We start from the raw sequence: 24,607 nt of genomic DNA, 5'->3' as shown, positions 1-24,607 counted from the left end.
TGCGCCGGGAGAGAATCCCCCGGCGGTATTTATCTCGATGTCGAATCCGGCAAGAGCCGGCGATTCAGGTCAGGCCGCGTCGGAGTCGAAGACGGGCGCGAAGCGGCCAAACAAGGTGGTTTCCGAGAACCGGAGCGGAGCGTACTTTTCGTACGTGAGCACCGGAAGCGCAGGAAACCGCCGTTTGACGGCCGCCTGACTCTTTAGTAGCCGCCCATGCCGCCGCCACCACCGCCACCGCCCGCAGGTGCGGCATCCTTGGCCGGGATGTCGGTGATCATCGCTTCTGCGGTGATCAGAAGGGCTGCGATCGAGCCGGCATCCTGCAGGGCGGTGCGCACCACTTTCGCCGGGTCGACGATGCCTGCCTTGATCATGTCGACATAGACCTCGTTCTGGGCGTCAAAGCCCTGATTGTGGTCCTTGCTGTCGGTGAGCTTGCCGACGACGATCGAGCCTTCGATGCCGGAATTCTCGGCGATCTGGCGGATCGGCGCTTCGAGTGCCCTCAGCACGATCGAGATGCCCGCGGTGACATCCTCGTTGGCGCCTGTCAGGCCGGCAAGGGCCGACCTTGCGCGCAGCAGAGCCACGCCGCCGCCGGGCACTATGCCTTCTTCAACCGCCGCGCGCGTCGCGTTCAGCGCGTCGTCGATGCGGTCCTTCTTTTCCTTGACTTCCGAACTCGGTGACGCCGCCGACGCGGATGACGGCAACACCGCCGGAGAGCTTGGCCAGCCGCTCCTGCAGCTTTTCCTTGTCGTAGTCGGACGTCGTCTCCTCGATCTGACCCTTGATCTGGGCGACACGCGCCTGGATGGTCGCCTTGGTGCCGGCGCCGTCGATGATCGTGGTGGTGTCCTTCTCGATCAGCACGCGCTTGGCGCGGCCGAGCATCTCGATGGTGACGTTCTCGAGCTTGATGCCGAGATCCTCGGAGATCATCTGGCCGGCGGTGAGCACGGCGATGTCTTCCAGCATCGCCTTGCGGCGATCGCCGAAGCCCGGCGCCTTGACGGCCGCGACCTTGAGGCCGCCGCGCAGCTTGTTGACGACCAGCGTGGCCAAGGCCTCGCCTTCGACGTCCTCGGAGATGATCAGCAGCGGCCTGCCGCTCTGCACCACCGCTTCGAGGATCGGCAGCATCGCCTGCAGATTGCCGAGCTTCTTCTCGTGGATGAGCACGTAGGGCTCTTCGAGCTCGACGCGCATCTTGTCAGCGTTGGTGACGAAATAGGGTGAGAGGTAGCCGCGGTCGAACTGCATGCCCTCGACGACGTCGAGTTCGGTCTCCGCGGTCTTGGCTTCCTCGACGGTGATGACGCCGTCATTGCCGACCTTGTCCATCGCCTTGGCGATCATCTCGCCGACGCTGGCATCGCCATTGGCGGCGATGGTGCCGACCTGTGCGATCTCGGCCGACGACTTGACCTTCTTGGCCCGCGCCTTGATTTCCCCAACGACGGCGGTGACCGCCTGGTCGATGCCGCGCTTGAGGTCCATCGGGTTCATGCCGGCGGCGACCAGCTTGGCGCCTTCGCGCAGGATCGAGGCGGCCAGCACCGTGGCGGTGGTGGTGCCGTCACCGGCGAGGTCATTGGTCTTCGAGGCCACTTCGCGCACCATCTGCGCGCCCATGTTCTCGAACTTGTCGGCAAGCTCGATTTCCTTGGCGACGGTGACGCCGTCCTTGGTGATGCGCGGCGCGCCATAAGCCTTGTCGATGATGACGTTGCGGCCCTTGGGGCCGAGCGTGACCTTCACCGCATTGGTGAGGATCTCGACGCCGCGCAGCATGCGGTCGCGAGCATCGGTGGAGAATTTGATTTCCTTGGCAGACATTTTTTTAATCCCGTTCGTGTGGTGGAGTGAACCGCTCGCCGGAGCCTGGCAAAGGCCGGCTCCTCATATGGTCAGGCGGCCTTCTTGGCCTCGACGGCCTTGTCGATGACGCCCATGATGTCGGCTTCCTTCATGATCAGCAGGTCCTCGCCGTCGATCTTGACCTCGGTGCCCGACCATTTGCCGAACAGGATGAAGTCGCCGGCCTTGACGTCGAGTGCGATCAGCGCGCCGCTTTCGTCGCGTGCACCCGGGCCGACGGCGATGACTTCGCCTTCCTGCGGCTTTTCCTTGGCATTGTCGGGGATGATGATGCCGCCCTTGGATTTGGTATCGCCTTCAGCGCGACGAATGACGACGCGGTCGTGGAGTGGCCGAAATTTCATGGGAACTTCTTTCTGGGGCCGGCACAGGCGGCCACGCCCGTCCTATATAGACGCGTTGGCACTCGATAGATAGGAGTGCCAAAAATTATTCGCCGCCGGAATTAAATATTCAAAAGTATTATTTTGGTACCCAGTTTCGTGATATCGCGGACTGGTCAAATAATTCAAAAAATTGAATTTTGCCGATTGAGTGCCTATTTATCGGACAAGTTCGTTTTCACGATTTCAGGCACAAGGGAGATTTCTTCGATGGCCGAAGGCAATCAGACGATCATGGAAAAAGCTGAAGCCCGCTTTGTCGACAAGCAGAAGAAAACGGCGGAGCGCAACAAGGCAACCGCCGAGTACATGTCCGAGGCAAGGGCCAGGGAGATCAAGACGGCAAGGCTGCGGGAGCTGCGGCTGGCCAAGGAAGAGGCCGACCGCGTCGCCGAAGCCCTGAATCCGACGCCCAAGAAGAAGCGCGTGGTCAAGAAGGCCGCCGCGACGGAGGTGAAGACATGAGCCTGACATTCCCCAACCGCAGCCGAAGCTATGACGAAGCCGGCAAGCGCATTCGTTTCGTCGGCCATGACGGCATGTTCCAGATTTCGTTCTCCGTCGCCGCCGATGCCATGGCCAAGATGCAGCCGGGCGCCGCGGCCAATGAGGCCGGCTACCTCGCCACATTCGACACCGAGAGCAGTGCCATCCGCGACGTGGCGTCGAGGGCCTACGACCGCACCCGCAAGAGCATGTATGTGCTGACGGCCGCCGACTTCGGCTGATCAGCCCAATGCATGTCGCTCAAAAGCGTCCCGTCTTCGAGACGACGACATGCATGGAAACGACGATTAAGAGTCCATCTTCTCGACCATCGTGCGTATCTTTTCAGCCTTTTCAAAATGGTCGAGGCGGTGGGTTCTGATCCACCATTCGGCGGCTTCCATCAGCAGGTCGGGGTCGTCGTTCCTGTTGGCGAAAAACGCGTAGAACGACACGCCGACGCCGGGCCCTTTTTCGGAAATCTTGCGGTCGCAGACCTCCAGTATCTTCTGCTTCAGGCTGGCTCGCACGGGAATCCTCTGGTTTGTGGTGCGGCAGGCTCGTGCCGGCGGCAGCCGTCGGGCAGTGCCTGCGGCAGTTCAGGCCTTGCGTTCCGCCCTTTCACGGCGCTTGACGTCGCGGATATTCATCTGCACGACCATGTCCTCGGCCTCGCGCGGGCCCATCCCGACCATCACCTTTTGCCGGATTACAGCAGGCTGGCCGGTGAAGACGTCGACGATGGTCCAGCTCTGGGGCAGTTCCATGCGCAGCGTGTAGCGATTGGCCATGCCGGTCAGCCCTGCATCATGAAAAACACCGCGGCCAGGATCAGCACCGTCCAGGCGATGACCGACAGCTTCAGCACCATGCCGCCATGCTCGGCCAGAAGCTCCCGAAGCCGCGACGCGACGCCTGCCGACGAGGCCGGTGCCGTGACAGTGGCGACAGGCGCCTTGACGCCAAGTTTTCCGAACACGGGCAGCAGCGACGGTTCACGCACGAAAATGACCTCGAATGTCGGGAAGGAGCCGGAGCAAGTTTGCTCGCTTGCCTATCATAGCACCCTTTCGCGAACGCCCTGCATGCCAAATGCAGATGGACGCGACGGATTGCATTGGCAAGAGATGCGCAGGCCCCTTCGGCGAGGCCGTACAACAAGCCGCCGTTGGCCCTCAAGCCGCGGCGCTGCGGCCTTTCGCGGCGGCGTCCAGCTTGAAGATGCGGAACGTGTTGCGCCCTGCCGCCTTGGCGGCGTAGAGCGCGGTGTCGGCCTGCATGAACAGGTCGCACGGCATGGTCGCCTTGGCGAAGGCGATGCCGACCGAGGCGCCGAGCCTGAGCGACTGGCCGCATGCCGTGACCGGCTTTCCCATTGCCTCGATGATGCGGCGCGCCACGCTGGAGACCGCGCCGCGGTCGAGATGCGGTCCAAGCAGCACCGCGAACTCGTCGCCGCCGACGCGCGCCACCAGGTCCGCCTCGCCGCAGCCGTCGGCGAGGCGCTTTGCCGCCTCCTTCAGGCATTCGTCGCCGACGACATGACCGAACGTGTCGTTGACGGCCTTGAAGCCGTCGAGATCGATCAGCAGCAGCGCGCCGAGCGGTCGGCCCTCGTCCGCATGTGCAAGCCGCGCCTGGAAGCGGCCGCGGTTGGCCAGCCCCGTCATGACGTCATATTCGGCCAGATAGCGCATCCGGTCCGACAGGATCTTTTCCTCGGTGATGTCCTGTTTCATGCCGAAGATGCGCACGGGAACGCCGCCCTCGCACTCGACGGTGGCGGTGATGCGGATCCAGCGGCTGCGGCCGGCAAAGGTGGTGATCTCGGCGTCGAGATTGAAGCCGTTGCGCTCGGCAATCGCGCGGCCGCGCAGTCTGTCCAGCGCCTTGCGCGACTCCGCCGGGTAGCACTTGACGATCTCTGAGCGATCGAGGCCGAGCCGCGCGGCAGGTCGAACAAATCATAGACCACGTCGGTCCAGGTAAGCCGCTCGTCGGGCAGGCTGCATTCCCAAACGCCGAGGCGCGCGGCGGCCGAGGCGCGGTCGAAGATCTTGCGGCTGTGGGCCAGCGAAAGCTCCTGCCTGGCGATCAGCGCCGCCTGCGCCGCGAGTTCCGCCTTGAGACGGGCGATGGCGGCGGCTTCACGACGCTCGTCGGAGCGGCTGTCGCGCCCTGCCCGCCTGCCGGGCTGCGAGGCCCGCGCCGGGCTTTCGGACTGTAGGGCGTATCGGACATGTCGAGGCTCTGTTGTCTTGGCGGGAGACCACCTTGGCGGGCAAGCGATTAACACTTCGCTGACGGTGGCCCGGCTTGCCCACGATTACCCGAAAATCCCACCGCACGGACGGCCGCAATTTTTCCCTTGAACAAGCCCCGGATGTAGCCTAGCCTTTGATTTGAGAAAAGGTTTTTCCAACAGTTTTGACTGGGTTGGCCGCAAGGCTGGCCGTCTCTTCGGATTGTAAGAGAAAACCTTTTCCCAGCTAAGGATTCTCGGCGCGATGGCATCGGACGATCAGCCTGTCCAGGTCTTTCCCAAGCCCGTCACATTACGTGACGTGGCGGGCGAGGCCGGCGTCAGCGTCGCCACCGCCTCGAAGGCGCTCAACGATCAAGGGCGGATGACCGCCGAGACGCGCGAGCGCATTCGCGAGACGGCCCGGCGTCTCGGCTTCCGGCCCAACAGCCTGGCGCAGAGCCTGCTCAGGCGGCGCAGCTTCACCGTCGGCCTGCTCACCAACGACACCTATGGCCGCTTTTCGCTGCCGCTGATGTCCGGCATTTCGGACGCATTGGTCGACAACGGCGTCTCGGTATTCCTGTGCAATGTCGAAGAGGATCCGCGCCTCGGACAGATGCATGTCGACGCCATGCTCGACAAGCGCGTCGACGGCATCATCGCCACCGGCAAGCGCATCGACCGCCATCTACCCATCGACCTGTCCAATCTGCGCGTCCCGGTGATCTATGCCTTCACGCAGCCCGATCCCGACGCCATCGCCTTCGTCTCGGACGATGCCGGCGGCGCCCGGCTGGCGGTCGAGCATCTGTGCCGGCTCGGACGCAAGCGCATCGCCCATGTGACGGGACCCGCGAGCTTCGCCGTGGTGCACGCGCGGGCACAGGCCTATCGCGACGTGCTGGGCGAAAACGGCTTGCCGATCTCCGAGCCGCTGCTCGGCTCCTGGTCGGAAGCCTGGGGCCACGAGGCGGTGACGCACCTGTTCGATGGCAAGCTCGAAAGGCCGGACGCCGTCTTCTGCGGCAACGACCAGATCGCGCGCGGTGTCATCGATGCCTTGCGCGAGCGCGGCCTCGGCGTTCCCGGCGATGTCGCCGTCATCGGTTTCGACAATTGGGAGATCGTGGCCGAGGCAACGCGCCCGCCGCTGACCTCGGTCGACATGAACCTGGTCGCACTCGGGCGCGAGGCGGGGCTGACCCTGCTGTCGCTGGTCGGCGGCCAGCCCGCCGCGCCGGGCATTCGAAAACTGCCGTGCCGGCTGGTGGTGCGGCAGTCATGCGGTCATCCGCTGGATGGCTGAAAACCAAGCGCCGCGCAATCGGCGCCAAGCCGCGGACCGCGGCCAACCTGGAGGAGGAGAACATGAGGAACCTGATTGCCAAACTGGCCCTGGCCGCTGCCGTTCTGGGTGGCGGCATCAGTGCCGCGGCCGCCGAGACAGCCAACATCTGGGTGCGCGCCGACGGCTCTAATTTCATGCCGAGGATCGTCGACGCCTACAACAAGGCGCACACCAACCAGGTCAAGCTGGACATCATCCCCAATGCCGAGATCATCCCGAAATATGGTGCGGCCGCCGCCGGCGGCACGGCGCCCGACGCGCTCTCGCTCGACCTGATCTACACGCCGTCCTTCGCCGCCGCCGGCCAGCTGGAGGACATCACCGACTGGGCGAAATCGCTGCCCTATTTCTCGAGCCTCTCGCCGGCGCATGTGAAGACCGGCACCTACAAGGACCACATCTATGGCCTGCCCTTCTCGGCCGACGCCTCGGTGCTGATCTGGAACAAGAAGCTGTTCAAGCAGGCCGGACTCGACCCTGAAAAAGGCCCGACCAACTGGGCCGAGATCGCGGCTGACGCCGAGAAGGTCAACGCGCTCGGCGGCAACATCAAGGGCTTCTACTTCTCCGGCAATTGCGGCGGCTGCAACATCTTCACCTTCACGCCGCTGATCTGGGCGTCGGGCGGCGACATCCTCAGCGAGGACGGCTCCAAGGCGACGCTGGACAGCCCGCAGCTGCGTGGCGCCATCGATCTCTACCGGTCGATGGTCAAGAAGGATCTGGTGCCGGCAGGCGCGCAGACCGACACCGGCGCCAACTTCTTTGCCGCCTTCGCCGCCGGCAATATCGGCATCTCGCCGTCCGGCGCCTTCGCCATCGGCGCGCTCAACACCCAGTATCCCGATATCGACTATGGCGTCACCTTCCTGCCGGGCAAGGACAGCGGCTGGTCATCCTTTGCCGGCGGCGACAATTTCGTCGTCACCAAGGGCACCACGAAACTCGCCGTCGTGAAGGAGTTCCTCGATTTCGCCTATTCGCTCGAGGGCCAGACCATCCTGGCGAAGTACGGCAGCCTGCCGGTGCGCGGCGACATCGCCAAGGACGCGCTGAAGGATCTCGATCCGCGCTACCAGATCGCCGCCGAGGCCATGGCCAAGGGCCGCACGCCCTATTCGGTGGTGTTCAACGACCTGATCAACTCCGCCAACGGCCCGTGGACGCAGATGATCAACGAGGTCTTCTTCGGCGACGATGTCGATGGCGCCATCGCCAATGCGCAGGAGACGATGCAGTCGATCATCGACCAGGCGCCGCAGAAATAAGGGCTGGCCGACGGCAGGCGGTGCGCAACGCTTCCTGCCGTCCAAAGTCCTGATCCGGTCGCCCGCCCCTCTCCCTGGTCGGGCGGCCGGAGCGCTCCTTACCCTCCCCCTTGTGGGGAGGGTCGCTGCGGAGCAGCGGGGTGGGGGGGCGCCAAGCCCCCCAACCGGACCTGCGGTCCGACCACCCCACAGCGGGGAGGTAGGGCGCCCACTGGATCCAACGGAAGAACAGCATGACCTCCATCGTAGCAACCCCTGCCCCACCACGCGCCCGAAAGCTCATCGGCGCCGGCCGCCGGCAGTGGATCGGCCTGCTCTATGTCGCGCCGGCCGTCGCGTTGGTCGTCGTCTTCTTCCTCATCCCGCTCGGCATGACGGCGTGGATGTCGCTGCACAACTGGCCGCTGATGGGCGAGCACAGCTATATCGGCCTCGGCAACTATGTCGCCATCCTGCGCGACACCAGGTTCTGGAACGCGCTCAAATTCACAGCCTACTACACTGTGATCGTCACCATCGTGATCTTCGCGGTGGCGTTTCCGCTGGCGCTGTTCGTCGAGCGGCCGCGCCCGCTGACCAATCTCTACCGCACCATGTTCTTCATGCCGGCGGTTGTCGGCTTCGCTTCGGCCAGCCTGCTGTGGTCATGGCTGCTGAATGTCGATTCCGGCCTGTTCAGCCCGGCCGCCTACGACCTCGGCCTGATCGACAAGAAATTCAACCTCCTGGCCACCTTCCAGCCGGCCTTCTGGTCGATCATCGCCATGGTCGTCTGGAAGGTCGCCGGCTTCACCATGATCATCCTGATGGCCGGCCTGCAATCGATCCCGCAGGACCTGCAGGAGGCGGCCGTCATCGACGGCGCCGGGCCGTTCGCCAGGTTCAGGGCGATCACGCTGCCGCTGATGCGCCGCACTTTGGCGCTGGCGCTGATCCTGTCGGTCGCCGGCTCGATCCTCGCCTTCGACCAGTTCTACATCATCCTGCGCGGCGGCCCGCGCAACCAGACGCTGACGGCGGTCTACTGGATCTTCAACCAGTCCTTTGTGTCGTTCAAGCTCGGCTATGGCGCCGCACTCTCCATGGTGCTGCTGGTGGTCCTAGTGGCGCTCAGCCTCGTCCAGCTGTGGCTGCTGCGCAAGCCGGAGGGTCTCGACTGATGGCGCAGGCCGCCTCCCGCAACCGCAAGCTCGCTGCCCGCATCGCCGAGCACTCGACCGGCATCATCGCCTCGGTGCTGTTCGCGGCGCCGATCGTGTGGGCGGTGCTGTCGGCCTTCAAGCCGGCGCAGGAAGCGCGCCTGCCGCCGCTGCCGCCCTGGCCGACGACAGGATTCTCGCTGGAGAACTATGCCACGCTCAACACCTTCGGCGACGGCCTCAGGGTGTCGGCGCAAAACAGCATCTATGTCTCGGTGATGACCGTGGTGCTGTCGGTCGCCGTCAGCGTGCTAGCCGGCTACGGCTTTTCGCGCTTCCGGTTTCCGTTCAAGGACTTGTTCTTCATCCTCATCCTGTCGACGATCATGATTCCGTTCCAGTCGATCCTGACGCCGATCTTCCTGGTGCTGACCAAGCTTGGCCTGCACAACACGCTGACCGGGCTGGTCGGCGTCTATGTGACGCTGCAACTGCCGTTCTCCATCTTCATGATGCGCAACGCCTTCGACGCGGTGCCGCGCGAGATCGAGGAAGCCGCCCGCATGGACGGCGCCAACAACATCACCATGTTGTTGAAGGTGATGCTGCCGCTGGTCTGGCCGGGCGTCGTCACCATCGCGCTGTTTGCCTTTCTCGGCGCCTGGAACGAGTTCCTCGCCGCGCTCGTGCTGATGACCGACCAGTCCAAATTCACGCTGCCGGTGATGATGACGGCGCTGCAGTCGGGCCGCTTCGGCGCCATCGACTGGGGCGCGGTGCAGGCGGGCGTCACCGTGATGATGGTGCCGTGCCTCATCCTGTTCCTGGCTCTGCAGCGCTTCTACATCCGCGGCCTGATGGCCGGGGCCGTCAAGTAAATCGACCGAATGGAGTAAGTTCATGACCGCATCGCCATCCGCCCGAACCGCCCAGACGGGCACGTTGGAAAAGACCGGCAAGCCGAAACTCGCCTTCCGCCCGCTGCCGGTGCCACAGGTCGACGTGCACGGCTTCTGGGGCGACCGCGCCGACGCTGTGGCCGCGCGTACCGCCGACATCCTCTACGACCGCTGCGTCGAGGCGCGCATGCTGGAGCAGATCGACCCGGACCGGCCTTCGCCTGGCCTCGTCATCCCGTTCCACTCGCCCTCTCCCGACGAAGCCGAACGCCAGGGCGCGGAATTCACCGGCTCGACGGTGACCACGCAGATGTTCTGGGATTCCGATCTCGGCAAGACGATAGAGACCGCTGCCTATTCGCTCTACCGGCGCAAGAACCCCGAACTGGAGAAGAAGATCGATGCCGTCATCGACATGTACGGCAGGCTGCAGCAGCCGGATGGCTATCTCTCGAGCTGGTACCAGCGCATCCAGCCCGGCCTGCGCTGGACCAATTTGCGCGACTGTCATGAGCTCTATTGCGCCGGCCATCTGATCGAGGGCGCGGTCGCCTACTACCAGGCGACCGGCAAGCGCAAATTCCTGGATATCATGTGCCGCTATGCCGACCACATCGCGTCGGTGCTGGGGCCCGAGCCCGGTAAGAAGAAGGGCTATTGCGGCCATGAGGAGATCGAGCTGGCGCTGGTCAAGCTGGCGCGGGTGACCGGCGAACAGAAGTACATGGAGCTGGCGAAATACTTCATCGACCAGCGCGGCGTCGAGCCGCATTATTTCGATGAGGAGGCGCGTGCCCGCGGCGCCGACCCGAAGGCCTATCATTTCAAGACCTACGAGTACAATCAGTCGCACAGGCCGGTGCGCGAGCAGGACAAGGTCGTCGGCCATGCGGTGCGGGCGATGTACCTCTATTCGGGCATGGCCGACATCGCCACCGAATATGGCGACGACACGCTGCGGACAGCACTCGACCGGCTGTGGGACGATCTCACCACCAAGAGCCTCTACATCACCGGCGGACTGGGACCGTCGGCGCACAATGAGGGCTTCACCAGCGATTACGACCTGCCCAACGAGAGCGCCTATGCCGAGACCTGCGCTGCGGTCGGGCTGGTGTTCTGGGCCAGCCGCATGCTCGGCATGGGGCCGAACGCCCGCTATGCCGACATGATGGAACGCGCCCTCTACAATGGCTCGATCTCGGGCCTGTCGCTCGACGGCTCGCTGTTCTTCTACGAGAACCCGTTGGAAAGCCGGGGCGCCCACAACCGCTGGAAATGGCACCGCTGCCCCTGCTGCCCGCCCAATATCGGGCGCATGGTCGCCTCGATCGGCAGCTATTTCTACAGCCTGGCCGACGATGCCATTGCCGTGCATCTCTATGGCAACTCGGCCGCCCGCTTCGACATATCCCGCGTGCCGGTGAGCCTGACGCAGGCGAGCCGCTATCCCTGGGACGGCGCCGTCGCGATCACGCTCGAGCCGCAGGCGCCGGTGGAGTTCACGCTCCATCTGCGCATCCCGGCCTGGAGTGCCGGTGCAGGGCTCACGGTGAACGGCGAACCGGTCGGTCTGGAGGATGTCACCAGCGACGGCTATGCCGCGATCCGGCGGACATGGAAAAAGGGCGACCAGGTCCGGCTCGATCTCGAAATGCCGATCGAGCGGCTCTATGCCAACCCGCAGGTGCGGCAGGATGCCGGCCGCGTCGCGCTGTCGCGCGGTCCGCTGATCTACTGCGTCGAGGCGACCGACAATGACAGCCAGCTGCATCGCCTGACGCTGCCGAGGACGGCGAGCGTCGAAGCGCAGCAGCGGCCGGAACTTCTCGGCGGCGTGGTGACGCTTTCGGCCGTCGCCCGATCGGACGCCGGCGACGGTTGGCAAAGCGGGCTCTACCGGCCCGCGCCTCCGGCCACTGCTGAAACGCGCCTGACCGCCATTCCCTATTTCGCCTGGGACAATCGCGAGCCCGGCGAAATGCTGGTGTGGCTCAGGGACGGATGAGAGAGCCTGTAGAGTTTCCAATCAGGCTCTGACCGCTCAGCCGATCTTGTAGATCAGGCTCAGCCGCCCACTTGGCAACTGCTCGACCTTGGTGAGTTCTTCGCGCCTTCAGCCGGCTTGGGCACGGCCAATCGCCTCGGCCACCAGCGCTTGGAGTTGCCACAGATTGCGGTCGCGGATGCCGCAGGCTTCGAGATGGCGGATGGTCTCGAAGAGGTACTCCGCGCCCGAGCCCCAATGGCCAACGGCCGTGGCCAGCGTCGCCGCGATCGCCTGCTTGTCGAGCTTGCCGGCATAGCGCGGGTTGGCGGGATCGACGACGAAGCCGAGCGCGCGGCTCATGCCCTCGCCTGTCCTGACCTGCAGCCAGCGCGGCACATTGACGGCCGGCAGGATGGTCATCTCGCGGCGCAGCAGCGCTTCGAGATTGGCCGCCACCGGCTCGGCGATCTCGAACACCATGCCCTGGCACTGGCCGCCACGGTCGAGCGCCATCATCAGGCCGGGGTTCTCGACCGTGCCCCGGAAGCGCTTGACGGTAAAACAGAACGACCGGTGCCAGCCGCTCGCCACCGCCCGTTCGCCACCCCTCACCTCACCGGCCGGCTTCCACAGCAGCGAGCCGTAGGCGAACAGTTTCAGCGGCCCAGGCGGCGCGGCGGCCAGCACCTCGTCACGGATGCGCGCATAGTCGGCGTCGGTCATATAGGCCATGCCCGGCGTCGGCCCGGCATCCTCGACCACGCGCATGGTGCGCGCGACGAGCTCCTCGGTCAGTGCCATCGGCGCCTTGCGCGATGCGGCAGAAATCGGCTTGTTCATTCTCGTGCCTCAAGCATTGCGCCATGTTGCTGAAGGCATGGAGATTCTCAAGGGGCTGGTCGGCCCGGCGCGGACTCAAAATCTGAACCGCCGCGCCCAACCGCCTGAAAGGATTCGTAAGTATCCACTATCCCTGCCCAGATCTACGACACCAGCGGCATCGGCACCTCAAGCCCTTCGATCAGCGCGTCGCGAAACAGCGCGATGGGACGGCCGAGCCGTCCGGCCGGCGGCCGGTGCAGCAGCCAAGCGCGCACCTGCGGCTTGAAATCCGGGCAGTCGATGACCTCGACCGCATCACGCCACCGGCTGTCGGCAAAGGCGCCCGGCGTGACGATGCCGATGCCGTGGCCGCGCGCCACCAACGACATTCTGAGATCGACGCTGAGCGCCTCCACCCCGACCTGGAACGGCAACCTTGCGGCCTCGAAACTCTGGCGGATGAAGGCGCGGAAGCCGCAGCCGTTCTCATTCATCACCCAAGGAAAGCGCGACAGCGAGGCAAGATCGGCGAGCCTCGGCACGCCAAGGCCGGGTGACGCGACCAGCAGCACCGACTGCGCGCCGAGATCGTCGCTGACCAGTTCGCCCGGCGGCGCCACGCCCTCGGCGAGGCACACCGCCACCGCGTCGAGCTCGCTGCGCGCCACCTGCTCCACCAGCCTCGGCGACCAACCGGAGGTGATGCGCAGCGTCAATTGCGGAAAGGCCGCGCGCAGACTGTCGAGTGGCAGCGCCAGCGCGGCATCGGAGAGATAGGGCATGATGCCCAGCCGGAACTCGCCTTTGACCTCGCCTTGCGGCGACACGCCGGCCTTCAGGTCTTCGAGCGAACGCAGCACCCGGCGGCCATGCTCATAGGCCTCGCGGCCGGTGGCAGTCGGCTTCAGCGGCTTCGACTGGCGGTCGAGCAGCGCCGTCGCCAGCCCGTCTTCCAGATTCTGGATGCGGCGCGTGACGCCCGGTTGGGTGAGGTTGAGCCTGGCCGAGGCGCCGACGATCGAACCGGTCTCCACCACAGCGATAAAGGCTTCGAGATCATGGATGTTCATGCGCTTCTCGCATAATCATTATCGAATTGATTGAATTGTAGCATGATCATGCTTCGGCATAAAGTCCTTCCACGATATGCAATTGGCTGAGGACTCAATGCTCGATACAAATGACGCCCGGCTGGCCGAACGGCCACCAGCCGCGACCATCACCGGCCCGCAGACGCTGCTCTTTGCCGCCGCGGTCGGTATCATCGTCACCAATCTCTTCGCCCCGCAGACGCTGGTCGGCCTCATCGGGCCTTCGCTCGGGGCCGATGCGGCGAGCGTCGGCCTCGTGGCCATGGCGACCCTGCTCGGCTATGCCGCCGGACTGATCTTCCTGGTTCCGCTCGCCGACCTCTTGGAGAACCGCGCCTTGATCCTGCGCATGCTGATCGCCGCGGCTCTTGCGGCGGGCGTCGCCGCATCGACGCCCACCGCCGCCGCGCTGCTGATCGTGCTGTTCATCCTGGGTGCGGCCTGCTCGGCCATCCAGATCCTGGTGCCGATCGCCGCCTCGATGGCGCCACCCGGACAGGATGGTCGCGTCATCGGCGACGTCATGAGCGGGCTGATGGTTGGCATCCTCTTGGCGCGCCCGCTGGCCAGCCTGATCGCCGATGCATGGGGTTGGCGCGCCTTCTACGGCGTCAGCGCCGCAGCCCTTGTCGTGCTCGTATGCGTGCTCGCCTTCACCTTGCCGCAAAGGCGGCCGGCAGCGAAATCGTCCTATGGCGCGCTGATCGCCTCACTGCTCGACCTGCTGCGTGACGAGCCGCTGCTGCGGCGGCGGGCGCTGACAGCGGCCCTGGTGATGGCGGCATTCAGCCTGTTCTGGACGGCGGTGGCGTTGCGCCTTGCGCAGCCGCCTTTCAATCTCGGTCAGCGCGGCATCGCGCTGTTCGCCCTGGTCGGCGCCGGCGGCGCGGTGGTGACGCCGCTGTTCGGTCGGGCGGGCGATCGCGGCTGGACGCGTTCCGCCACCATCGCCTGCCATCTCGTGCTGATCGGCTCGATGGCGCTTGCGGCCTGGGCCGGCTCCTTCCAATTCGCGGCGTCATGGTGGCCATTGGCGCTGATGGGCATCAGCGCCGTGCTGCTCGACATCGGTGTCACCGGCGACCAGACACTTGGCCGCCGCGCCATCAACCTGCTGCAGCCGAAGGCGCGCGGCCGCCTCAACGGCCTTTTCGTCGGCATCTTCTTCATCGGCGGCGCCATCGGCTCGATGCTGGCCGGAATGGCTTGGACATGGGGCGGCTGGCCGGCGGTCTGCGTGATTGGCGCTGCGTTTGGCCTCTTTGCCCTTCTGGTCGATTGGATTGGCGGATCCGAGTGAGCGACAGGGAACCATGTTGCCGGCAAACTGTTCTAGTCTTCGCCGGAGGATGCCATGAACGACGCGTCGGCAAAGCCCGCGGGCCCCGTCCTTTCATCGACGGAGCGCGTGAATACGCTGTCGCATTTTCACCGCGCCGAGATTGCGCGCATGGCGGGATGGCGAGATCGGCTCGACAGGACGACGAACTGGGCGATCACGGTGGTGGCGGCGCTGCTTTCGGTATCGCTGTCCACGGCCAGTGCGCATCACGGCGTGCTGCTGTTCGCCATGCTGCTGATCCTGCTGCTGCTGTGGATCGAGGCGCGCCGCTATCGGTTCTTCGACTTCTACCGGTCTCGCGTGCGCCAGTTCGAGCGTCATTATTTCGCGCAGATCTTTTCGCCGCAGCCCGACTTTGCCTCCGACTGGCTGCTCATCGTCGGCGAAGGCTTGCGCGCGCCGAAGTTTCTGCTGTCGCAGCGCGCTGCGCTGGCGCGCCGCCTGCGGCGCAACTACATCTACCTGTTCCTGATCCTGCTGTTGGCCTGGGTGGTCAAGATATCGACCCCCAGCCTTCAGACCACGGGCCTCAGGACTGGGTTTGTCGGTTCGCTTCGCGAGGCCGTCGACAGCGCCGCCCTTGGCCCCATTCCCGGTGTAGCGATCGTGATCGTCGTGACGGCTTTCTATGCCGCGCTGTTCGCCTTCGCCTTTTTTGCGTCCGACGACGACGGCGAACTTTCCTTCGGTGACGTCCATGTCTGACGTCGACGTCCGACGAAAGGCGGCTGCAGCGGAAAGGGCGACCCGCGCGGTCGTGCTTGCGGCTTGCTTGCCGTTCCGCCGAGGGTCGGTTTTCGGAGTCTAGATGCCGAAGAACTGCCTACCGATCATGTAGCCCAGCGCCGCCACGACCAGCGGAAACAGCGCCGGCGCGACCTTGCCGAGAACGGAGACTTGCTGGACCTGCGCCGGCGTGTGGAGCGCGTTGCCGAGATTCTTGGTCATTGCTTGCCTCAGGTTGGAATGATTCATTAGCGAATACTGAATTAACACCATGACCGCATTAACGGCTTGTAAAGAAATTAGTTCGAATAGCGGACCATTGCCTGTCCGCTACGCGCTGCCCGACGCCTGGCCACCAGTGAAAAATCGATGCGCGGCGGGAACCGAATGGCTCGTCCCGTGTTGTGGCGCTCGGGGGCGTAAATGTTGTTCAAGATCTCATCAAGCGCCGGCAGTCGGTCGGCGCGCTTGTGGCTCGAAGGTCAGGCTCGCGCCGCGACAGCGCTGGTCGACAGAGATGCCCGGTCGTCCCAGGATTCTGACATTCTAGCGGAAACCAATCCAACGTCGAAACAGTGCCGACCGATCCATGAGACGCCATGCCCGTATCCAGTACAAAGACCGTAGGCGATCGCAGGCATGCCTTCCTCGCTGGCGGCGGCCAGCTCGGCTGCCTGATCGCGGCGTTCGACTGGGCGTCAACCTCGATCGGCTCGATTGAAAGCTGGCCGCAGAGCCTGAAGACGGCGGTGTCGCTGATCCTGCGCTCGAAGGTGCCGATCGTCATGCTGTGGGGCGAGGACGGCGTCATGATCTACAATGACGGCTATTCGGAATTCGCCGGCGGCCGCCACCCGCGCTTGCTCGGCTCCAAGGTGCGTGAGGGTTGGCCCGAAGTGGCCGACTTCAACGACAACATCATGAAGGTCTGCCTGGCCGGCGGCACGCTTGCCTATCGCGAGCAGATGCTGACGCTCGACCGCACGGGAAAACCCGAGCAGGTCTGGCTCGATCTCGATTATTCGCCGGTACCAGACGAAAGCGGCGAACCGGCCGGCGTCATCGCCATCGTCATCGAGACGACGCAGAAGGTCGCCGCCGAGCGCTGGCGGGCGAGTGAACGCGACCGGCAGCGGCAGATGTTCGAACAGGCACCGGGTTTCATGGCCATGCTGTCGGGGTCCCAGCATGTCGTTGACCTGACAAACGCGGCCTACATGCAGCTGGTCGGCCACCGCGACATTATCGGCATGCCGATCCGCGAGGCCTTGCCCGAGGTCGAAGGGCAAGGTTTCTTCGAGCTGCTTGACCAGGTTTTCACCTCAGGCGAGGCCTTCGTCGGCTACGCGCTGAAGGCCGAACTGCAGCGCACGCCCGGGGCCGAGACCGAAGAGCGCTTCATCGACCTCGTCTATCAGCCGGTGCGCAATCCGGCGGGGCGAGGTCTTCGGCATCTTCGTGCAAGGTGTCGACGTCACCGACCGGCTGGTTGCCGAACAGGCGCTGCGCCAGAGCGAGATGCAGTTCCGCACCTTCGCCGAAGCGATGCCCAACCATGTCTGGACCGCCTCCCCCGACGGCTTGCTCGATTGGTTCAACCCGCGCGTCTACGACTATTCCGGTGCTTCCGCCGGCGAGCTCGACGGCCAGGCCTGGGCCGCCATCGTCCATCCCGACGATGTCGGTTCGGCCGCGCAAAAATGGCAGCAGGCGCTGGCGGCGGGCATCTTCTACGAGACCGAGTTCCGCTTGCGCCGGCGAGACGGTGCTTATCGCTGGTTCATTGCGCGCGCCGTTCCGATCCGCGATGCCGATGGCGTGATCCTGCGCTGGATCGGCACCAACACCGATATCGACGACCAGAAGCAGGCGGCGCAGGCCCTGCTGCAGAGCGAGCGCCGCCTGCAACTGTCGCAAAATGCCGCCGGCATCGCGGCGCTGGAGCTCGATATCGCCAGTGGAACCGTGGTCGGCTCCGAGGGCTTCTGGGGGCTCTGGGGTTTGTCGCCCCGGGACAGCATTCATATCAGCGTGCTGGAAAACATCGTCATTCCGGAGGACAAGGACGTCCGCTCCAACCCGGAGACGCGCAGGCAGGGGACTGCGGTGCCTGCCGTCGAATACCGCATCCGGAGGCCCGACAATGGCGAATTGCGCTGGCTGTCGCGCCATATCGACTTCGTCCATGACGAGACGGGCAAGCCGATCAAGATGTTCGGCGTCATGCAGGACGTCACCGATCGGCGCGAGGCGCAGACGAGACAAGAGCTGCTGACCCATGAACTGGAGCACCGCATCAAGAACATCCTGGCCATGGTCTCCGCCATCGCCTCGCAGACCTTGCGCAACACCGACATCGAGACCGCCAGCGCCACCTTCAACGAGAGGCTGCGGGCCCTGGCCAACGCCCACGACATTCTCAACAAGACCCGCTGGACCAGTGCCTCCATTCGCGAGGTGGTCGACAACACCATCGCCGCCTTCCCGGTCGCGCAGATCTCGGTTTCAGGCCCGGCCCTGCCGATCAATCCGAAGATGGCGCTGACGCTCGCGCTCGCCGTCAACGAGCTCGCCACCAACGCGCTGAAATATGGCGCGCTGTCGACATCCGACGGCCAGGTGTCGATTGAATGGTCGCTGCAGCCGTCGTCCGAGACAGCCGGCGAAACGCGGCTGATCTGGCGCTGGCGCGAGCGCGGCGGGCCGCCGGTGACACCGCCCAGCCGGCGCGGCTTCGGCCGTTTCCTGATCGAGCGTGTGCTTGGCACCGATTTCGGCGGCGCCGTGCAGATCGACTACCACGTCGACGGAGTCGAATGTGTCCTGAATGCACCTGCGCCCCGGTTGCCGACAGCGCGCTACTGACTACATAGGCTGTGTCATGACACTTCAGAACCCCGCCACCGTCCTTGTCGTCGAAGACGAAGCGTTCCTGCTGTTTGCCATCGCCGATGAGTTGCGCGAGGCGGGGTTCGACGTGCTGGAAGCCACCAACGCCGACCAGGCGATCCGGCTTTTGGAGACACGGCAGGATATCGCCATCCTGTTCACCGATATCGACATGCCGGGTTCGATGGACGGCTTGCGCCTGTCGGCCGCCGTGCGCGACCGCTGGCCGCCGATCAAGATCATCATCACTTCGGGCAAGCGCCGGCCGGCGCAGGATACGATGCCGAGCGGCGGCGTCTTCCTGCCCAAGCCCTATGCCCCGGAGACGGTCGCCGCCACCATCCAGGGACTGCTTGCCTAGAGCCCTGGGGCGCTATCCGCCGAGATAGAGCGGGTGCAGCTCGTCCGGCGACTTCAGCAACTTGATGCAATCGCCGTCATGGACGACCCGATCGCGGCGCATGACATAGGCGCGGTTGCCGATGTCGACCAGCTCATCCTGCAGGTGCCGCGCTCGACCTTCGGCGACGACACGCTCGCCAGCCTTTCGGCGCCGCTGCCGCTGCCCGGCAAGGACGACAGCCTCACCCATATCGTCTCCGGCTTGATGCAGATGGCGATCGGCGAGGCGCACAAGCTCGACGAGGCCGGCAGCCTCGACGGTGGTGTCTAGCCACATTTCGACAGCTGCTCAGACAGCAACCGACGGGCGATCAGGGCCGACGAAAGCTAGGACTATCACCGCCAGACGCGAACAAGCGTGCTCCGTGAATGCCCACTCTGCGGAATAAGCAGGAGTGCGGTGAATCTCCGTGAAATCGCAGGCGATCGCAACGAACTTCTGTTCGACGGCTGCTATTAGGCAGATTGCGCCGAATTCGGCAGGGTATTGTCGGGTTGAGACGCACAGGATGATGTCACATGAACTCTTTTGCGGCGGGTCGGATGGTCGAAAATGAGAGCGAAGCGATATGGGAGCAAGTCCGTGCGGGTTACCCCGTACAGCACCCGTATCTGAACTTGAACAACGCTGCTGTCAGTCCCCCGCCGATCATTGTTGAGGAAGCGGTGATCGACGCGTATCGCTTCATCAGCCGCAACCCGGACTACAATATGTGGAGCGAACTCGACGCCCAACTACCTGGTGTTAAGCGAGACTTGGCGGAACTGATTGATTGTGCCCCCGAAGAAATCGCGCTGAACCGAAACTCATCGGAGGGCCTTTCGACAGCGATCTTCGGAATACCGCTTGTGACTGGCGATGAAGTGCTGATCTCGCCCTGGGACTACCCCAGCGTCCGTTCAGGATGGCTTCAGCGGCAGCAGCGTGAGGGCATCCGGGCCGTAGACTGTGCCTTCGACCTCAAGGACAGCGATGACGATGTCGTCGAAGCCTACGTTGACGCGATGACTCCGCGGACCCGCGTCATGCAGTTGACGCATATGTACCATTGGAATGGGCGTGTTCTTCCCGTGAAGCGGCTTTGCGAGATCGCGCGCGAGCGTAATGTCATCACGATCGTCGATGGCGCTCAAACATTCGCCCAAATGCCAGTCAGTTTTCGCGAACTTGATTGCGATTTCTTTGTTACCAGCCTTCACAAATGGCTTGGCGCGCCGGTAGGCAATGGAATGTTAGTCGTCAATGAGCGTCAGATCGAACCGACATGGCCGTTGCTTGCCCCCTTTGATCAGCCGGCCTTGCACATAGACAAGTTCGACCACTGGAACCTGGGCACATATAATTCCGCAATACAGGCCGGAATCGCTCCTGCCATCAAATTCTACAAGGCGATTGGCGCGGAGAGGATGCACGCGCGATTGCGCGAACTTACCCGATATTGGATTGGTCTCGCTCGTGACATTCCGGGGTTCAGGCTCCATACGGACACCGATACGGACAGACTGGGCGCGATCAGTCTGTTCTCAATCGAGAACCTGGACATGAAGCAGCTCGAGCGGGATCTGCGCGACAAACATCGAACCCACGTAAAATACCGTAAGGTCGAGCAAGTCGAGGGTCTGCGGGTTTCACCCCATATCTACATGCGCAAGGCGGATCTCGATCAATTCGTCGCCGCCTTACGAAGCGCATTGACGTGACAGGTGTCGACCCTTCCAGGCATTCGGCTGAAGGCTGGTCGTTGAACTCCATGACTGGCAACACGCCCCCGCGTGTACAACGGCCCAACGCAGGCTGCCGCCGCGGCGCTGCATCGCCGCGCCCCCACTTTGCCGAAGCCAATACGATCCTCGCTAAATTCGAACGCGCGCTGACGCGCGCCATTGCGACTACTCGCCCTTCGCGGTGATCGAAAAACCAGGGATGCGGTGCGTGATGTAATCAAGCATTTGATCGATGGCGCCTTGCGCATCGATACTTTCCTTGTTGACTGCGCTCCGCAACCATAGGCCGTCGATCAAAGTGGTGATGCCGAGTGTGATCGGTTCGACATCGGCCGGTGCGACAAGGTCGACAAGCGCCGACTTTACATTTGAGCGCATCCTCGCGTGGATCACCTTCTGGAGTCTTGCGAATTGCTCGTCGCTCGAAACCTCCACACACAGTGCCAACCAATTGTGGCATGTAGTCGGCTCGAAAACAGCAGGCGACAGGTTTGTCGCCACGATTGACCACAACCTGTCCGATGGCGTCCTTGCAAGGCGCATCTGCGTGACCACTTCATCGCGAAGTCGTGCATTCGCGTAGAGCATGGTGGCATGGAAAAGCCCCTTCTTGCTGTCAAAATAGTGCAGCACGGTGCTCTTGGATGTGCCCACGCGTTGGGCCACGCGCTCCAATGTCGTCGCGTTAACACCCTCGCTCCTGAGTACATCCATTGCCGCCGAGACCAGTTCGGTGCGCCTGATTTTGCTGAGAGAGGTCAGAGCCATGAACAATCCATTGAGTCGAATTGACCCACCTTGACACGCCTGAACGTGAGTGGCAATTATTGACCAACGGTCAACAAACCGTCCAAAGGTCAAGAAAGGAACCCGAAGATGAGGGGTATTGTCGTATCGTTTGCACTAATTTTGGCAGGAGCGGCGCCGGCTTATGCGCTCGACCCGCAGAGTTGCGCGACTGTGCGCATGGCTGAGCCGGGCTGGAATGACCTCGCCTTCACCACCGGCATCACCGGCGTAGTCCTCGAAGGATTGGGTTACTCGCCAAAGTCCTCGTTGCTGGGTGTGACCGTCATTTTTCAGAGCTTGGCGAACAAGGACCTGGACGCATTCCTGGGCTATTGGGATCCGGCGATGGTAAACGAGTTTGGCAGTTACAAGAACAAAGGCGTCGTTGACACCGTGCGGACCAATCTGACCGGCGCCAAATACACGCTTGCAGTCCCCACCTATGCCTGGGAGGCGGGCGTCAAGGATTTCTCCGATCTAAGCAAGTTCGCCGACAAATTTGCCGATACGATGTATGGCATCGAGCCCGGCTCCAACGCCATCATGTTCAACATTATCGCCGACAAGAATCTAAAGCTGGACGGTTGGAAAGTCGTGGAATCGAGCGAGCAAGGCATGCTGGCGGAAGTCGCTCGCAAGACGCGTCGCAAGGAATGGATTGTGTTTCAGGGCTGGGCGCCACATCCGATGAATACGAAATTCGACTTCAAATACCTCACCGGAGGTGACCAATTCTTTGGCCCCGATTTCGGAGCAGCAACGGTATCGACCCTGGTTCGCCACGGCTACACGGCAGAATGCCCAAACGTCGCGAGGCTTCTGAAGAATCTCGCTTTCGACATAGACTTCGAAAACAAAGGCATGCGCTATTTGATCGATGACAAGATGCAGCCCAAAGACGGGGCGATCAAAGCGCTCAAAGAAGAGCCGCAAAGACTCGATGCCTGGCTCAAGGACGTGACCACCATCGACGGCAAGGACGGACTTTCGGCCGTCAAGGCATATCTGGGCTTGTGAGTGCGCAGAATCGGCGCGCTCCCGGGTAGCGCGCTGAGCCAAATAACCGCAAAGAGGATACAATGTCCGACAAACTGGCGACAACGGTCATGCGCGCGACCGTGTCAGCACCTGTGGTTCCAGCATTTGCCGAATGGGAGAAGGGCAAACAACACGTACGGTTGCCCAATGGCCAGATGCTTGCCTTCATTGACTTGGGAGAGAGCGAGGAAATCCCGCTCCTGCTTCTGCACGGCCTTACCGATAGCAGCGTGAGCTTTGCCGGCATCACCCCCTTTTTCCCTGGACGGCGGCTGATCATCCCGGACCTTCGCGGTCACGGTGCTTCCGGCAGGCCGCAGACAGGCTACTCAGTGACTGATTTCGCCGAGGATGCGAGGCTGTTGCTAACGGAACTTGGCATTCGCCGCGCCGAAGTGGTGGGCCATTCACTCGGTGGCATGGTTGCGCAGTGCCTCACCGGCCTCTACCCCGAGACCACAAGCCGACTGATCCTCATCGGCACCTCCCTGAACCCCACCGGCCCGAGCGGACGCCTGAGTAGTGAACTTGAAAAGCTTGAGACGCTCGAGCCTGACGGCGACTTCCTGAAACGATGGTACGCCAATCCCGGAAATGTTCCCGAGCCATTTCTTGCCAAGCTGCGGCTTGATGCGAGCACTATGCCCATCATCATATTGCGGCAAATCCTGCACGAGTTGGCTCAGGGCCAGACGAATAGACGCCCTTTAATCACAAAACCAGCACTCTTGATCTGGGGCGAAGAGGATCCGTTTTTCGATTTGTCGCATCAAGAAGCACTGCTTTCTGCCATTCCTGGCGCCAGCCTTTCGCGTCTTCCCGGTCACGGCCACAACCCCTTCTGGGAATCGCCCGAGCGGGTGGCGAGCCTGATGCGCGATTTCCTCGTCCCGTAAGCTGCTGCTAGAGTCTTCTTTTTCCCCACGTTAAGGACTGCCGGATGGATCGCTTCGCTGAATGGCTCTCCAGCTACAAGATTCCCATTGGATCGGCGGGTGAGCGTTTTTTCACCTTGGTCACCGACAATTTCTCAGGGTTTTTCGATGGCATCTCCGCCTCGCTCGGATTTCTGATCGATGGTCTTGTCAGCATCCTGCTGTGGATCCCATCGCCGGTCATCATCTTGACGGCCGCGGTCGTTCTTTATCTGACGAAGCGATCCTGGAAACTCTCGGCCGGTGTGGCGGCAGGCCTGCTCATGATCGCCAATCAGGGTTTCTGGGTCGAAACCATGCAGACCCTCGCGCTGGTGGTCTTCGCCACCGCAAGCTCCATGCTGATCGGTGTGCCGATCGGCATCTTTCTTGGCCATCGCAAACGGCTGTATCAACTGGTGCTTCCAGTGCTCGACCTCATGCAGACTCTGCCTACGTTTGTTTATCTCATACCAACGCTCGTTCTGTTCGGTCTGGGCACAGCACCTGGCCTGGTGGCCACAATCGTATTTACCGTGCCAACGGTTATTCGAATGAGCTACCTTGGCTTTAGTTCGGTGCCGCAGCAGATACTTGAAGCCGGTCTCGCGTTTGGCGCATCGCCTTCGCAACTCTTGTGGAAGATCGAAATGCCAAGTGCCCTGCCGGTGATTATGGAAGGGCTGACGCAATGCATCATGCTGGCGCTGTCCATGGTTGTGGTCGCCGCCTTGGTCGGTGCCGACGGCCTTGGCAAGCCGGTGGTGCGAGCCCTTTCGGCCGTCAACATACCGCTCGGACTGGAGGCAGGTTTGTCGATTGTAATGCTCGCCATCATCCTGGACAGAGCGCTCAAAGTCGTTCGCAAGTAGGTTCATGGGCCGTGTACCTTCGAGTGCGAGCTTTCGATCGCGACCTGAGCCGCGCGAATGGCATTATGGCCAGCGGCATATGAAGAGCCGCACCTACGGGTCGGATACATGGACCGCACCAACCAGTAACTGCAGAGCGCTCAAACAGAACCCTTGCCAACGGAGAGCCGTCCATACACGGCCCAAGGCTGTCGGGGTGTATGCGCCTCATGTCGGCCATGGCGGCGAACCTTGCCTCCGCCCGGAACCAGACATTGCAGTTGACCACGCCAGAGGTCGTGGTTGCGCCAGAAGCCGAAGTTGATTTTCATAGCGTTTGAATGCCGTTAACGGCGGCGAACCAGCTGTTCGCAAC

The 24,607-nt window shown here is 63.0% G+C and carries 26 protein-coding genes and 2 pseudogenes; 18 read left to right on the top strand and 10 right to left on the bottom strand.

Annotation, left to right across the window (positions count from 1 at the left end; genetic code table 11):
* Positions 1-203 precede the first annotated feature (203 nt).
* A pseudogene (gene groL, locus AC1RZR_RS14600) lies at positions 204-1,842 on the bottom strand (chaperonin GroEL).
* Between the two features lie 71 nt (positions 1,843-1,913).
* Complete coding sequence (locus AC1RZR_RS14595; protein WP_379098644.1) at positions 1,914-2,228, bottom strand: co-chaperone GroES; 315 nt, start codon at positions 2,226-2,228, stop codon at positions 1,914-1,916.
* A gap of 249 nt (positions 2,229-2,477) precedes the next feature.
* Between AC1RZR_RS14595 and AC1RZR_RS14590 the strand changes: the two genes are divergently transcribed.
* Both AC1RZR_RS14590 and AC1RZR_RS14585 read left to right on the top strand, forming a co-directional pair.
* A complete protein-coding gene (locus tag AC1RZR_RS14590; protein WP_111543236.1) occupies positions 2,478-2,732 on the top strand; it encodes a hypothetical protein in 255 nt (84 codons plus the stop codon).
* The gene (locus AC1RZR_RS14585) at positions 2,729-2,995 is read left to right on the top strand and encodes a DUF1488 family protein (protein WP_379098641.1); all 267 of its coding nucleotides are present in this window, start codon (positions 2,729-2,731) and stop codon (positions 2,993-2,995) included. The genes AC1RZR_RS14590 and AC1RZR_RS14585 overlap by 4 nt, the downstream gene beginning before the upstream one ends.
* Positions 2,996-3,061: 66 nt before the next feature.
* On the opposite strand, the gene AC1RZR_RS14580 is transcribed toward AC1RZR_RS14585, so the two are convergent.
* The 4 genes from AC1RZR_RS14580 to AC1RZR_RS14565 all read right to left on the bottom strand — a co-directional run bounded on the left by AC1RZR_RS14580 (position 3,062) and on the right by AC1RZR_RS14565 (position 4,492).
* Entirely contained in the window at positions 3,062-3,283 is a 222-nt protein-coding gene (locus AC1RZR_RS14580) for a DUF6500 family protein (RefSeq protein WP_477278208.1), read from the bottom strand.
* 69 nt (positions 3,284-3,352) lie between these two features.
* On the bottom strand, positions 3,353-3,544 hold the full coding sequence (locus AC1RZR_RS14575; RefSeq protein WP_477278206.1) for a hypothetical protein: 192 nt from the start codon (positions 3,542-3,544) through the stop codon (positions 3,353-3,355).
* Between the two features lie 5 nt (positions 3,545-3,549).
* The gene (locus AC1RZR_RS14570) at positions 3,550-3,756 is read right to left on the bottom strand and encodes a hypothetical protein (protein WP_481828720.1); all 207 of its coding nucleotides are present in this window, start codon (positions 3,754-3,756) and stop codon (positions 3,550-3,552) included.
* Between the two features lie 172 nt (positions 3,757-3,928).
* A complete protein-coding gene (locus AC1RZR_RS14565; RefSeq protein WP_481828719.1) occupies positions 3,929-4,492 on the bottom strand; it encodes a diguanylate cyclase domain-containing protein in 564 nt (187 codons plus the stop codon).
* On the opposite strand from AC1RZR_RS14565, the gene AC1RZR_RS14560 reads away from it, so the two are divergent.
* The 6 genes from AC1RZR_RS14560 (at position 4,491) to AC1RZR_RS14535 (ending at position 11,660) form a co-directional block, all read left to right on the top strand.
* Positions 4,491-4,664: a hypothetical protein gene (locus tag AC1RZR_RS14560; protein ID WP_481828718.1), complete on the top strand. Its 174-nt coding sequence runs from the start codon at positions 4,491-4,493 to the stop codon at positions 4,662-4,664. The two genes, AC1RZR_RS14565 and AC1RZR_RS14560, sit on opposite strands and share 2 nt — an antisense overlap.
* Before the next feature lie 596 nt (positions 4,665-5,260).
* On the top strand, positions 5,261-6,304 hold the full coding sequence (locus AC1RZR_RS14555; RefSeq protein ID WP_481828717.1) for a LacI family DNA-binding transcriptional regulator: 1,044 nt from the start codon (positions 5,261-5,263) through the stop codon (positions 6,302-6,304).
* Positions 6,305-6,366: 62 nt separating this feature from the next.
* Positions 6,367-7,614 carry an ABC transporter substrate-binding protein gene (locus AC1RZR_RS14550; protein ID WP_379098626.1) on the top strand — a complete coding sequence of 416 codons (1,248 nt, stop codon included), beginning with the start codon at positions 6,367-6,369 and terminating at the stop codon, positions 7,612-7,614.
* Between the two features lie 233 nt (positions 7,615-7,847).
* Positions 7,848-8,774: a carbohydrate ABC transporter permease gene (locus AC1RZR_RS14545; RefSeq protein ID WP_481828716.1), complete on the top strand. Its 927-nt coding sequence runs from the start codon at positions 7,848-7,850 to the stop codon at positions 8,772-8,774.
* Positions 8,774-9,631, top strand: a complete 858-nt coding sequence (locus AC1RZR_RS14540; RefSeq protein WP_481828715.1) for a carbohydrate ABC transporter permease — start codon at positions 8,774-8,776, stop codon at positions 9,629-9,631. Before AC1RZR_RS14545 ends, AC1RZR_RS14540 begins: the two co-directional genes overlap by 1 nt.
* A gap of 22 nt (positions 9,632-9,653) precedes the next feature.
* A complete protein-coding gene (locus tag AC1RZR_RS14535) occupies positions 9,654-11,660 on the top strand; it encodes a glycoside hydrolase family 127 protein (RefSeq protein WP_481828714.1) in 2,007 nt (668 codons plus the stop codon).
* 108 nt (positions 11,661-11,768) lie between these two features.
* Here the strand turns inward: AC1RZR_RS14535 and AC1RZR_RS14530 are convergent, their stop codons facing one another.
* Positions 11,769-12,482, bottom strand: coding sequence for a gamma-glutamylcyclotransferase (locus AC1RZR_RS14530; RefSeq protein WP_481828713.1), 714 nt, complete (start codon positions 12,480-12,482; stop codon positions 11,769-11,771).
* 143 nt (positions 12,483-12,625) lie between these two features.
* On the bottom strand, positions 12,626-13,534 hold the full coding sequence (locus AC1RZR_RS14525) for a LysR family transcriptional regulator (protein WP_481828712.1): 909 nt from the start codon (positions 13,532-13,534) through the stop codon (positions 12,626-12,628).
* A 97-nt stretch (positions 13,535-13,631) separates the two neighbouring features.
* Here AC1RZR_RS14525 and AC1RZR_RS14520 point away from each other — a divergent pair, with 97 nt between their 5' ends.
* Positions 13,632-14,855 (top strand): MFS transporter, encoded by a 1,224-nt coding sequence (locus AC1RZR_RS14520; protein WP_481828711.1) that lies wholly within the window; start codon positions 13,632-13,634, stop codon positions 14,853-14,855.
* Positions 14,856-14,909: 54 nt separating this feature from the next.
* Positions 14,910-15,602, top strand: a complete 693-nt coding sequence (locus AC1RZR_RS14515) for a DUF2270 domain-containing protein (RefSeq protein ID WP_477278187.1) — start codon at positions 14,910-14,912, stop codon at positions 15,600-15,602.
* 99 nt (positions 15,603-15,701) lie between these two features.
* On the opposite strand, the gene AC1RZR_RS14510 is transcribed toward AC1RZR_RS14515, so the two are convergent.
* Positions 15,702-15,845, bottom strand: coding sequence for a hypothetical protein (locus AC1RZR_RS14510; protein WP_379098609.1), 144 nt, complete (start codon positions 15,843-15,845; stop codon positions 15,702-15,704).
* A 377-nt stretch (positions 15,846-16,222) separates the two neighbouring features.
* On the opposite strand from AC1RZR_RS14510, the pseudogene AC1RZR_RS14505 reads away from it, so the two are divergent.
* The 5 genes and pseudogenes from AC1RZR_RS14505 to AC1RZR_RS14485 form a co-directional block, all read left to right on the top strand.
* A pseudogene (locus AC1RZR_RS14505) lies at positions 16,223-16,669 on the top strand (PAS domain-containing protein); the annotation flags it as partial.
* Positions 16,670-17,081: 412 nt separating this feature from the next.
* Positions 17,082-18,488 (top strand): sensor histidine kinase, encoded by a 1,407-nt coding sequence (locus AC1RZR_RS14500; RefSeq protein ID WP_481828710.1) that lies wholly within the window; start codon positions 17,082-17,084, stop codon positions 18,486-18,488.
* A gap of 16 nt (positions 18,489-18,504) precedes the next feature.
* Positions 18,505-18,873, top strand: coding sequence for a response regulator (locus AC1RZR_RS14495; RefSeq protein ID WP_477278182.1), 369 nt, complete (start codon positions 18,505-18,507; stop codon positions 18,871-18,873).
* 78 nt (positions 18,874-18,951) lie between these two features.
* The gene (locus AC1RZR_RS14490) at positions 18,952-19,185 is read left to right on the top strand and encodes a hypothetical protein (protein WP_481828709.1); all 234 of its coding nucleotides are present in this window, start codon (positions 18,952-18,954) and stop codon (positions 19,183-19,185) included.
* A 248-nt stretch (positions 19,186-19,433) separates the two neighbouring features.
* Positions 19,434-20,615 (top strand): aminotransferase class V-fold PLP-dependent enzyme, encoded by a 1,182-nt coding sequence (locus AC1RZR_RS14485; RefSeq protein WP_481828708.1) that lies wholly within the window; start codon positions 19,434-19,436, stop codon positions 20,613-20,615.
* Between the two features lie 189 nt (positions 20,616-20,804).
* Here AC1RZR_RS14485 and betI read toward each other — a convergent pair whose 3' ends face one another.
* Positions 20,805-21,407 (bottom strand): transcriptional regulator BetI, encoded by a 603-nt coding sequence (gene betI, locus AC1RZR_RS14480; RefSeq protein WP_477278176.1) that lies wholly within the window; start codon positions 21,405-21,407, stop codon positions 20,805-20,807.
* Positions 21,408-21,515: 108 nt separating this feature from the next.
* On the opposite strand from betI, the gene choX reads away from it, so the two are divergent.
* From choX to AC1RZR_RS14465, 3 genes are all read left to right on the top strand, one after another.
* Positions 21,516-22,445, top strand: a complete 930-nt coding sequence (choX, locus tag AC1RZR_RS14475) for a choline ABC transporter substrate-binding protein (RefSeq protein WP_477278174.1) — start codon at positions 21,516-21,518, stop codon at positions 22,443-22,445.
* Positions 22,446-22,507: 62 nt separating this feature from the next.
* Positions 22,508-23,362 carry an alpha/beta fold hydrolase gene (locus AC1RZR_RS14470; RefSeq protein WP_477278172.1) on the top strand — a complete coding sequence of 285 codons (855 nt, stop codon included), beginning with the start codon at positions 22,508-22,510 and terminating at the stop codon, positions 23,360-23,362.
* Positions 23,363-23,406: 44 nt separating this feature from the next.
* Positions 23,407-24,252, top strand: a complete 846-nt coding sequence (locus AC1RZR_RS14465) for an ABC transporter permease subunit (protein ID WP_481828707.1) — start codon at positions 23,407-23,409, stop codon at positions 24,250-24,252.
* The last annotated feature ends 355 nt before the right edge of the window (positions 24,253-24,607 follow it).

The sequence above is a fragment of the Mesorhizobium bavaricum genome (assembly GCF_056781655.1).
Note: the sequence above shows the minus strand (reverse complement) of the source record. Positions and strands in the feature narration are given on the sequence as shown.